The sequence below is a fragment of the Donghicola tyrosinivorans genome (assembly GCF_003003355.1).
Taxonomy (GTDB): Bacteria; Pseudomonadota; Alphaproteobacteria; order Rhodobacterales; family Rhodobacteraceae; genus Donghicola; species Donghicola tyrosinivorans.
On record NZ_PVTQ01000003.1, the window covers coordinates 240108 to 250020 of the forward strand.

Below are 9913 nucleotides of genomic sequence, written 5' to 3' on the forward strand. Positions count from 1 at the left end.
ATGACCTCGACGTTTCAGTCATTTGTGGTGCTGGCGGAAATGCGCACCGGTAGCAATTTTCTTGAGGCAAATCTGAATGCGCTGGATGGCGTCACCTGCCACGGAGAGGCGTTCAATCCCCACTTTATCGGCTATCCCAATATCGATGAGCTTCTGGGCCTAAGCTACGCCGCGCGTGAGGCTGATCCGATGGCGCTGCTGACGCGGGTTCGTGATGGGGATGGGCTGAACGGGTTCCGCTATTTCCACGACCATGATCCGCGCGTGCTGGATGAGGTTCTGAACGACCAGAGTTGCGCCAAGATTGTGCTGACCCGCAATCCGGTGGAAAGCTATGTCAGTTGGAAGATCGCGCAGGCCACCGGCCAGTGGAAGCTGACCGACGGGCGGCGGCGCAAGGACGGGCAGGCGGTCTTTGACCCCGATGAGTTCATCACCCATCTTGAGGCGCTGCAGGCGTTCCAGATCCGCGTGATGCGGTCGTTGCAGGCTTCGGGGCAGACGGCGTTTTACGTGGCCTATGAGGACTTGCAGGACCTTGAGGTGATGAACGGTCTGGCCGCTTGGCTGGGTGTCGCGGCGCGGCTGCCTGATCTGGATCGCAAGCTGAAAAAGCAAAACCCCGAACCCATGTCCGAGAAGGTCGAGAATTTTGAAGCGATGGAGCAGGCGCTGGCCCGTCTGGACCGCTTTGATCTGACCCGCACCCCGAATTTTGAGCCGCGTCGCAGCGCGATGGTGCCGCAGTATGTGGCGGCCGCGAAGACGCCGCTGATGTATCTGCCCGCACGCGGCGGCCCAGAGGCGCAGGTCATGCAATGGCTGGCTGATGTGGACGGTGTCAGTACCGATGATCTGATCCGTGACTTCACCCAGAAACCGCTGCGCAAGTGGAAGCGGGTGAATGACGGGCACCGAAGCTTTACCGTGGTCAGCCATCCGCTGCTGCGGGCCTATCGGGTGTTCTGCGACAAGATCCTCTCGACCGGACCTGATGCCTTTGGTGATATCCGTGAAACCCTGCGCAAGCGGTATAAGCTGCCGCTGCCTGCCAAAAACCAGATGGACGGCTATGACGTGGCTGCCCATCGCGCCGCATTTCTAGGGTTCCTGACGTGGCTGAAAAGCAACCTGTCAGGCCAGACCAGCATCCGCGTGGATGCGGCTTGGGCCTCGCAGTCGCAATTGTTGCAGGGGTTCGCTGAATTCAGTGTGCCTGATCTGGTTCTGCGGGAAGAGCAACTGGCGATGGGCCTTGCGCAGCTTTGTGATCAGATCGGGATCAAAGGCCCCGATGCGCCAGTGATCCCGCTGCCAGAGGCGCCTGCCACGCTGGCCGAGATCTACGATGAAGAGATCGAGAAGGCGTGCAAAGACGCCTACATGCGCGATTATATGATGTTCGGATACGGACCGTGGCAGCAGGGCTAAGCGCCCTGCGTTAGGCGGCTTGCGTTGCCTGTGCTTCGGTCAGGACCGCGTGCAGGGTTGCAGGGTCCGAGTTGGCGCGCAGTTTGGTGCGGATCGCCTCATCCTTGAGGGTCCGCGACACCAGCGCCAGAGCTTTCAGATGTTCAACGCCCGCGTCTTCGGGGGCGAATAGCGCGAAAACCAGATCAACAGGTTTGCGGTCCACCGATCCGAACTCAACAGGCTTGTCTAGACGCAGGAACACGCCCTGAACTTTGCTGATCTCGGGCAGGCGGGCATGGGGCAGGGCAACGCCATGTCCCACACCTGTCGGCCCGAGGCTTTCGCGTTCCATCAGCGCCTCGACGGCGCGGGCGCTGAGGATTCCCAAAGCGGCCTCAGTCAGATCACCGACATCCTGGAATAAACGTTTTTTACTGGAACAACCCGCAAGGGATTTCACCGCCTGCGGCGCGAGGATGTCTGTTAACTGCATGAGCCTGATTGCCTTGTAGGGCGCGTACGCTTTTATGCGTTGTTACTACGGGGATCGATCCATCCGATATTCCCGTCATCACGACGATATACGACGTTTACGCCACTATGTGCCTCGTTTCGAAAGACCAGAAGCTGAGATCCGGCCAGTTCCATCTGCATAACTGCCTCGCCCACCGAGAGCGAAGGCACCCGCGTCTCCATTTCGGCGACGATAATCGGCTGCAGGCTTTCGGGCTCGTTCGCACCGTCATCCTGCGCTTCTGGCGCGAGGATATAGGAGGAAGCTTCGAAAACTTCAACAGGTGACGTGCGATCCTTGTGGTGGTCCTTCAGGCGGCGTTTGTAACGGCGCAGCTGCTTGTCCATTTTTTCGGTGCACATGTCGAACGTGCCGTAGATTTCCGTGCCATGAGCGCGGGCGGCGGCGTTAAGGCCGGTCGAGAGGTGAACGGTGGTTTCGCAGATGAACTCGTGGCCTGATTTCGAGAATACGACCTGCGCATCTGTGGGACGCTGTGAATACTTTTCCAGTACCTCACCCAGTCGATCCTGCACATGACTCTGCAGTGCTTCTCCAACGTCGATCTGTTTTCCGGTGATTTGATACCGCATGGTGCGTTCCTTCTACGTGCAAAGACAGTCTTCCCCCCTCAAGTGCTGAAGGGGCTCTATCCGGTTGCGTGGGGATTGTGAGCGACCCTTCCCTGACCCGCGTGTTTGCGGAGGTAGCTTTCAAAGGACCTACAGTGGGTAAAGGTCATGCTCATATGACCATTTGGTGACAGAGTCGGGGGGACTGTCAATGATTTCTGCGACAGGTAATACTCTTTTGCAGAGGTCAGCCGATGCGGAAGTCTTTGCCCAGATAGACGCGGCGCACGTTTTCATCCTGCACGACTTGTTCCGGCGTGCCGGACATCAACACCTTGCCGTCATGAAGAATATAGGCGCGATCAACAATCTCTAGGGTCTCGCGGACATTGTGGTCGGTGATCAGGACACCGATGCCCCGTTTCTTGAGATCATGCACCAAAGCGCGGATATCCCCGACCGAAATCGGGTCAACGCCGGCGAAAGGTTCGTCCAGCAGAAGGTACTTTGGATCAGCAGCCAGACAGCGGGCAATCTCGACGCGGCGACGTTCACCGCCCGACAGGGCCAGCGCGGGGGCGCGTCGCAGATGCTCGATCGAAAAATCGCTGAGCAGTTCTTCCAGACGTTCGCGGCGGGTGTGGGGGTCATTCACGGTGATTTCGAGAATCGCCGCGATGTTGTCTTCGACCGACAGCCCGCGAAAAATCGACATTTCCTGCGGTAGATAGCCGATGCCCAGTTTGGCGCGGCGGTACATGGGCAGGCGGGTTGCCTCGGACCCGTCAATGGTCACACGGCCGCCTTCGGGGGTCACAAGACCGGCAATGGCATAAAAACAGGTGGTTTTACCCGAACCGTTCGGTCCCAGCAGCGCAACGACTTCGCCCCGATGCAGCGACATGCTGACATCGCGGATCACCACGCGCTTGCGGTAGGACTTGCGAAGGTTGGTGACCTGAAGGCCCGCTTCACCTTGCGATACTGACAGCTCGGGACTTGCCATTACTTGCTTTCACCAGGGTTGATGATGGTCCGGACGCGGCCGCGCATCAGGGCAGTGTTCTGCGCCAGATTGATGTCTGCGGTTTCGCCGGTCACCACGTTGCGCCCCTGCCTTATCAGAGCATCCCCCTTCATGACCACGATTTCCGAACTTAAAACGTAATCTGCGGTCTGCCCTTCGGCGGCATCATCGCCCGAGAACATGCGCACACCGCCCGAGGCGAAGACGCGTTCGATCCCGTCTTCGACTTCGACGGTGTCGGGGTTGTCCTCCACATAGGTGACCTCAACGCGGGGTGCGTGCAGGACGGTTTGGTCCTGCGTCACTACCACTTCGCCGGTGAAGACGGCGACGCGGCTGTTGTCATTCACTTCCAGACGCTCTGCCGTCACTTCGATCGGGGCGTTGGTGTCCTGATCCTTCGCGCCGAACGATGTGGACATGCCCTGCGACAATGCGGGCACTGGGGACAGGAGCATCACAGCACACAGTAGGCGAATCATTTAGTTCTGCTCCTCGGATTTGTCGTCTGTTCGGCTATATATCAGGTGGACGCCGTTTTCGAAAACCGTGATCATTTCGTCCTGACCCTCGGGGATGGTCATATGCATGTTACCGGCATCAATACGCCCAAAGGGGCCGGTCCCCGTGATGGGGCCGGGGCTGACCACATCGGTCTTTTCCATTGAGGAAATCACCTTGTCCGAGGTGATCTCATACCCGTCCGAAGTGTTCATCTGTACCTGACCGGTAAAGGTGATCAGCTTGGTATTGCTCAGATCGCCAAAGTCGGAAACCAGATCGATAATCGTGCCGTCGGGTCTTGTCAGACGCGCGACAACGTCATCGGCGGTCCCTTCATCCGTGCCATCGCCCGACGGGCGCGCCGCCTCGGCCGAGACCGAAAGCACGCCGCCATCACGGGTCTTGCCCTGATAGTCGGGTTTGCTGAGCCGCTGTTCGCGGATCATCTGGATAATGTCATCTTCGGCGTAGGGAATCGCGCCTTCGGGATCGATCCGACGCGACAGAAGAAAGATCGAAGACAAAAGAAGCACCGCCACCAATGGCAGGACGATCTTTACCCAGCTGATCACAACCGAGTAGGTGTTTCGCTGTTTATCAGCCATTGAAAACCGTAAGTCCCAGTTCCGTTAGTGCGAAAAGATATCGATCTCGGGCCATCCCCCAAGATCCAGTTGCGCACGGGTGGGCAGGAATTCAAAGCACTTCTGCGCGATTTCTGTGCGACCTTCCCGTTCCAGCATCCGGTCCAGTTCGATCTTCAGCTTGTGAAGATGCAGCACGTCCGAGGCCGCGTAGTCGATCTGCGCCTTGGTCAGTTCGGGGGCGCCCCAGTCGCTGGATTGCTGGTGTTTCGAGATGTCGGTTTGCAGCAAATCTTGCAGCAGGTTCCGCAGACCGTGGCGATCCGTATAGGTGCGAACCAGTTTGCTGGCGATTTTGGTGCAGTAAACAGGCTGGGCCAGCGCACCAAATGTCTTGTACATCGCCGCAATATCGAATCGCCCATAATGGAACAGCTTTAGCACCTTGGGGTCGCGCAAGAGGCGGCACAGGTTGGGGGCTTCGGTCTGGTCTTTGGCGATCTGGACAAGGTGGGCGTTTCCGTCGCCAGCCGACAACTGCACAACGCACAGCCGATCGCGACCGGGCACTAAGCCCATGGTTTCACAGTCAATAGCGACTGCGTTCCCTAGGTCTAGGTCGGCGGGTAGATCTTGATTGTACAGAAAGTTTGTCATTTCAGCTCCAATATATATATTGGAGGAAATGGTGCCCAGGAGAGGACTCGAACCTCCACGTCCATACGGACACTAGCACCTGAAGCTAGCGCGTCTACCAATTCCGCCACCTGGGCAGGTGTCGTGGGGGCTATCTACGGCTGGCCGCTGGGGGTGTCAACGCGAAAAAATGAAAATTTTGAAAAAACTTCACACGGGCTTTTTGGCCGCGTCTTATAGCGCTTGTTCCACAGTTCCTGCGGCGCTAGTAAGGTCCACAATACAGCATAGGCCGGAGGCAGACCCATGGCACAGCTCGTCACGATTTTTGGCGGATCTGGATTCGTAGGACGCTATATTGCGCGTCGGTTGGCTCAGCAGGGATGCCGCGTGCGCGTGGCCGTGCGTCGCCCCAATGAGGCGGGCTTTGTGCGCACCTACGGTGTCGTCGGTCAGGTCGAGCCGGTCTTCTGCAACATTCGCGATGACGCGTCGGTTGCCGCGGTTCTGAACGGTGCGGATGCGGTTGTGAACTGCGTCGGCGTTCTGAGCGAAGCGGGCAAGAACAGCTTTGAGGCCGTACAAGCTGATGGCGCAGAGCGGATCGCCCGTCTGAGCGCCGCCGAAGGCATCGCCAATCTGGTCCATATCTCGGCGCTTGGTGCGGATGCGGACAGCGACAGCGAATACGCACAGACCAAAGCAGCAGGTGAAGAGGCGGTTCTGTCGCACATCGCCAATGCTGTGATCCTGCGTCCCTCGATCATCTTCGGGAATGAGGATGAGTTCTTTAACCGTTTTGCCGGCATGATCGGTCCGGTTCTGCCCGTGGTCGGTGCCAAGACCCGCTTCCAGCCGGTTTATGTGGATGATGTTGCTGCGGCAGCGGTTCAGGGCGTCAACGGTCAGGTTGCCGGTGGCATCTATGAACTGGGCGGCCCCGATGTCCGTTCGTTCGAAGAACTGATGAACCAGATGCTGGACGTTATTCACCGTCGTAAACTGGTGCTGAACGTTCCCTTCTTTGCGGCCAGCATCATGGGCGCGGCGCTGGACTTTGCGCAGGCGATTACGCTGGGTCTGTTCCACAACGGCATTCTGACTCGTGATCAAGTCAAGAACCTGAAGGCGGACAATGTGGTGTCGGAAGGTGCCAAGGGCTTTGACGCCTTCGGGATCGAGCCCACCAACATGGGCGCAGTTCTGCCCCAGTACCTGTGGAAGTTCCGTCCCTCGGGCCAGTACGACGCGATCAAGGCCTCGGCCAAGAACCTGCGCGGCTGATAGCTTTCCGCCTCGGATTTTTAAAAACGCCTCTCCGGTTCGGAGGGGCGTCTTTCTTTTGTGACTACGATCCGCACTTTGGATTGCGAATGAGGCGCAGTCTTAACTTGTTATTTTTTTTTGTAATTTCTCGGGCAAAGCTTATCTGAGCCCCATCGGGGAGTAGCATCCCGTCCCGCAAGGGGCGTGGGGGCGCGTCAACAGACTCGCGATGGTTATCGTGTGGTGCGTCCGGCCTGAGTGGCTTTGCAAGACCGTGGCGGTGGGATTCCTGCGGGCGGGGTCCGTCCATCGCCCGGATCCAGGCCCTGAGGGATTGTCATGTCTCCTGTTTCGATCGGCATTCTTGCCGTCTCTATGTCTGTTGATGCGTTTATAGCTTCCCTTGGCAAAGGGGCGGGCGGGCAAGGGGTTAGCTATCGCCGTGCCCTACAGACCGGTGCCATCTTTGGTCTGGTTGAGGCGATCACGCCGCTGATCGGTTGGGCGGCGGGTGCGGCGGCTAGCAGCTATGTGGCAGCCGTCGATCACTGGATCGCCTTTGGTTTGCTGACGGCGGTCGGTCTGAGGATGGCGTTGCACGCTTTGGCGCGGCAGGCTGATGAGGCCCCGAAAGAGCAGGGCCTTTGGGGGCTGGTGGCGACGGCTGTCGGAACTTCGATCGATGCGATGGCGGTGGGCGTGTCGCTGGCCTTTGTTGAGGCGAATATCTTTGTGATTGCTGCTGCGATTGGTCTGACGACCATGATCATGAGCGCCTCTGGCATTCTGGCGGGACGCTATCTGGGGCGGTCCTTCGGGCGCTGCGCCGAAGGGATTGGCGGCGCGGCGCTGATGGTTATGGGTGCCGCAATCCTGTTGCAGCACCTAGGGATGATCGCGTCTTAAAGGTAGGCGTAGGCCAGTAGGCAAACGCCAAAGACAATGCGGTAGATCACATAGGGCGTAAAGCTGACGCTGCGCAGCAGGCGCATCATGATGGTCAGCGCCAACAGGGCCGACACGAATGCCAGCGCGGCGGCGATGGCGGCGTCGTGGATGACGGCGGCGTTGTTCGCTTGTCCAGCAACCTTGATCCCCAGCAGCAGGCCCGAGGCCATGATGGTCGGGATGGACATCAGCATAGACAGCTTGGCCGCGTCGTGACGGTTATACCCCATGAAACGTGCGCCGGTGATGGTGATCCCTGACCGTGAAGTGCCGGGAATCAGGGCGACCGCTTGCCAGAGGCCCATCTTCAGCGCCTCCATGGGGGTCCAGTCGGTTTCGTCCTTTTCCACGGGGCCTTTCTGGTCAGCCCAATATAGAACGATGCCAAAGATCAGCATGGTCCAGCCGATCACCGCGACCGAGCGCATGGCCTCATCAAGGCCGGTGACGTTCAGGATCAGGCCGATGATCACAACAGGGATGGTGCCGATGATCAGACCAAGTGCCAGACGGTCGCCTTGATTGGTGATCCGGCCCCGTAGGGCGTTTGGCAGGCCAAGCAGGCCGATTTTCACGTCTGCCCAGAAATAGATCACAACGGCCAGAAGGGTGCCGACGTGGACGGAAACATCGATCACCTGTCCTTGGTCTTCCATGCCAGTCAGTGCTGGAAGCAGAATCAGGTGTCCTGATGAAGAAATGGGCAAAAATTCGGTGATCCCTTGGATGACCGCGACAAGGAAAAGGTGAAACAGGGTCATGTTGCGCTCGCAATATGCTTAACTATCGGCGCGACCCTACAGTGCATTGATTCCCAAGGCGATCCCATTTGATGGGTCCGGATCGGACCTATAGTTTCGCTAAAATGCGCAAAATTCCGCATCGCAGAGGGGGTAAATCTGAATTTAGGTCAGCACTTATGACTTTTCATTCATTTCCCTTTGGTTTAAGCAGCCTGCAAACCCCGTAACAACCAGGGAGCTGCCCAACATGGCGAAGCAACCCATGCTCAAGTTCGTGCGCGTTGAGCGCGACATGCCGATCAAGCGTACTGCAGAAGACCGCAAGCAGGACTTCGATGAGATTTATGCAGAGTTCGCTCGTGAGAAAGCGGCAGAGCAAGCAAGCCGTTGTAGCCAGTGCGGTGTTCCGTACTGTCAGAACCACTGCCCGCTGCACAACAACATCCCTGACTGGCTGAACATGACCGCTACCGGTCGTCTGGAAGAGGCGTATGCCATCAGCCAGAGCACCAACACCTTCCCCGAGATCTGTGGCCGTATCTGCCCGCAGGACCGTCTGTGCGAAGGTAACTGTGTGATCGAACAGTCGGGCCATGGCACTGTGACCATTGGCGCGGTGGAAAAGTACATCACCGACACCGCATGGGAAAAAGGCTGGGTTCAGCCGATCGTTCCCGCGGCAGAGCGGACTGAGAGCGTAGGCATCATCGGTGCTGGCCCCGGCGGTCTGGCCGCGGCAGACATGCTGCGCCGCGCTGGTGTTCAAGTCACCATCTATGACCGCTACGACCGCGCAGGCGGCCTGCTGACCTACGGCATCCCCGGCTTCAAGCTAGAGAAAGACGTGGTCATGCGTCGCAACAAGCTGCTGGAAGATGGCGGCGTGCGTTTCGTTCTGAACTGCAACGTGGGCGAAGACCTGTCGTTTGAGGAAATCCGTGCGCAGCATGACGCTGTGATCATCGCAACCGGTGTTTACAAGACCCGCGATCTGCAAGGCCCCGGCGCTGGCGCCAAGGGTATTGTCCGCGCGATCGACTATCTGACCGCGTCGAACAAAGCCTCTTTCGGTGACGAAGTGGCGGAACTGATCGACGGCACTCTGAACGCTGAAGGTAAGAACGTTGTGGTTATCGGCGGTGGTGACACTGCGATGGACTGCGTGCGTACCGCGATCCGTCAGGGCGCGACCTCGGTCAAATGTCTGTATCGCCGTGACCGTGCCAACATGCCCGGCTCGCAGCGCGAAGTGCAGAACGCCGAAGAGGAAGGCGCAGAGTTTGTCTGGCTGGCGGCCCCCAAAGGCTTTGCCGGTGACAGCGTCAGCAGCGTGAAAGTTCAGCAGATGCGTCTGGGTGCCCCCGATGCCTCGGGCCGTCAAAGCCCCGAAGTGATCGAAGGTGCCGACTTTGATGAGCCCGCAGAGCTGGTCATCAAGGCGCTGGGCTTTGAACCTGAAGATCTGCCCAAGCTGTGGGGCACCGACGGTCTGGAAGTGACCCGTTGGGGCACCGTGAAAGCGAACTTTGGTTCGGGCGAGACCAGCCTTGATGGCGTCTATGCCGTTGGCGACATCGTACGCGGTGCATCGCTGGTGGTTTGGGCGATCCGTGATGGCCGCGACACCGCCGCAGCGATCCTGGAAAAGTTCAACGCCAAGGCAGCAGTGGCCGCCGAATAAGGGTCTGGCCCACGTATGGTAAGGG

The 9913-nt window shown here is 58.6% G+C and carries 11 protein-coding genes and 1 tRNA gene; 4 read left to right on the plus strand and 8 right to left on the minus strand.

Annotated elements, in window-relative coordinates:
- Window positions 1-1431, plus strand: a complete 1431-nt coding sequence (locus tag CLV74_RS05940; RefSeq protein ID WP_106263316.1) for a nodulation protein NodH — start codon at window positions 1-3, stop codon at window positions 1429-1431.
- 10 nt (window positions 1432-1441) lie between these two features.
- Here CLV74_RS05940 and CLV74_RS05945 read toward each other — a convergent pair whose 3' ends face one another.
- The 7 genes from CLV74_RS05945 to CLV74_RS05975 all read right to left on the minus strand — a co-directional run bounded on the left by CLV74_RS05945 (window position 1442) and on the right by CLV74_RS05975 (window position 5387).
- Window positions 1442-1906, minus strand: a complete 465-nt coding sequence (locus CLV74_RS05945; protein WP_106263317.1) for a PTS sugar transporter subunit IIA — start codon at window positions 1904-1906, stop codon at window positions 1442-1444.
- A 32-nt stretch (window positions 1907-1938) separates the two neighbouring features.
- Window positions 1939-2520 (minus strand): ribosome hibernation-promoting factor, HPF/YfiA family, encoded by a 582-nt coding sequence (gene hpf, locus CLV74_RS05950; protein WP_106263318.1) that lies wholly within the window; start codon window positions 2518-2520, stop codon window positions 1939-1941.
- A 226-nt stretch (window positions 2521-2746) separates the two neighbouring features.
- Window positions 2747-3505 carry an LPS export ABC transporter ATP-binding protein gene (gene lptB / locus CLV74_RS05955; RefSeq protein ID WP_106263319.1) on the minus strand — a complete coding sequence of 253 codons (759 nt, stop codon included), beginning with the start codon at window positions 3503-3505 and terminating at the stop codon, window positions 2747-2749.
- Window positions 3505-4008, minus strand: a complete 504-nt coding sequence (locus CLV74_RS05960; RefSeq protein ID WP_106263320.1) for an LptA/OstA family protein — start codon at window positions 4006-4008, stop codon at window positions 3505-3507. The genes lptB and CLV74_RS05960 overlap by 1 nt, the downstream gene beginning before the upstream one ends.
- On the minus strand, window positions 4009-4635 hold the full coding sequence (gene lptC, locus CLV74_RS05965) for an LPS export ABC transporter periplasmic protein LptC (RefSeq protein WP_106263321.1): 627 nt from the start codon (window positions 4633-4635) through the stop codon (window positions 4009-4011).
- A gap of 24 nt (window positions 4636-4659) precedes the next feature.
- Window positions 4660-5271 carry a ribonuclease D gene (locus tag CLV74_RS05970; protein WP_106263322.1) on the minus strand — a complete coding sequence of 204 codons (612 nt, stop codon included), beginning with the start codon at window positions 5269-5271 and terminating at the stop codon, window positions 4660-4662.
- 29 nt (window positions 5272-5300) lie between these two features.
- Window positions 5301-5387, minus strand: a tRNA-Leu gene (locus CLV74_RS05975).
- Window positions 5388-5556: 169 nt separating this feature from the next.
- Here CLV74_RS05975 and CLV74_RS05980 point away from each other — a divergent pair.
- Entirely contained in the window at window positions 5557-6534 is a 978-nt protein-coding gene (locus CLV74_RS05980; RefSeq protein ID WP_106263323.1) for a complex I NDUFA9 subunit family protein, read from the plus strand.
- A 321-nt stretch (window positions 6535-6855) separates the two neighbouring features.
- Complete coding sequence (locus CLV74_RS05985) at window positions 6856-7422, plus strand: manganese efflux pump MntP (protein WP_106263324.1); 567 nt, start codon at window positions 6856-6858, stop codon at window positions 7420-7422.
- On the opposite strand, the gene CLV74_RS05990 is transcribed toward CLV74_RS05985, so the two are convergent.
- Window positions 7419-8225 carry an undecaprenyl-diphosphate phosphatase gene (locus tag CLV74_RS05990; RefSeq protein ID WP_106263325.1) on the minus strand — a complete coding sequence of 269 codons (807 nt, stop codon included), beginning with the start codon at window positions 8223-8225 and terminating at the stop codon, window positions 7419-7421. The genes CLV74_RS05985 and CLV74_RS05990 overlap by 4 nt on opposite strands.
- A gap of 229 nt (window positions 8226-8454) precedes the next feature.
- On the opposite strand from CLV74_RS05990, the gene CLV74_RS05995 reads away from it, so the two are divergent.
- Complete coding sequence (locus tag CLV74_RS05995) at window positions 8455-9888, plus strand: NAD(P)-dependent oxidoreductase (protein WP_106263326.1); 1434 nt, start codon at window positions 8455-8457, stop codon at window positions 9886-9888.
- Window positions 9889-9913 lie beyond the last annotated feature (25 nt).

Excerpts from the sequence above, each read along its gene's own strand:
- CLV74_RS05995 (WP_106263326.1), top strand. The coding sequence starts at position 8,455 with ATGGCGAAGCAACCCATGCTCAAGTTCGTGCGCGTTGAGCGCGACATG.
- CLV74_RS05970 (WP_106263322.1), bottom strand. The coding sequence starts at position 5,271 with ATGACAAACTTTCTGTACAATCAAGATCTACCCGCCGACCTAGACCTA.
- CLV74_RS05990 (WP_106263325.1), bottom strand. The coding sequence starts at position 8,225 with ATGACCCTGTTTCACCTTTTCCTTGTCGCGGTCATCCAAGGGATCACC.
- hpf (WP_106263318.1), bottom strand. The coding sequence starts at position 2,520 with ATGCGGTATCAAATCACCGGAAAACAGATCGACGTTGGAGAAGCACTG.
- CLV74_RS05940 (WP_106263316.1), top strand. The coding sequence starts at position 1 with ATGACCTCGACGTTTCAGTCATTTGTGGTGCTGGCGGAAATGCGCACC.
- CLV74_RS05960 (WP_106263320.1), bottom strand. The coding sequence starts at position 4,008 with ATGATTCGCCTACTGTGTGCTGTGATGCTCCTGTCCCCAGTGCCCGCA.
- lptC (WP_106263321.1), bottom strand. The coding sequence starts at position 4,635 with ATGGCTGATAAACAGCGAAACACCTACTCGGTTGTGATCAGCTGGGTA.
- CLV74_RS05980 (WP_106263323.1), top strand. The coding sequence starts at position 5,557 with ATGGCACAGCTCGTCACGATTTTTGGCGGATCTGGATTCGTAGGACGC.
- lptB (WP_106263319.1), bottom strand. The coding sequence starts at position 3,505 with ATGGCAAGTCCCGAGCTGTCAGTATCGCAAGGTGAAGCGGGCCTTCAG.
- CLV74_RS05945 (WP_106263317.1), bottom strand. The coding sequence starts at position 1,906 with ATGCAGTTAACAGACATCCTCGCGCCGCAGGCGGTGAAATCCCTTGCG.
- CLV74_RS05985 (WP_106263324.1), top strand. The coding sequence starts at position 6,856 with ATGTCTCCTGTTTCGATCGGCATTCTTGCCGTCTCTATGTCTGTTGAT.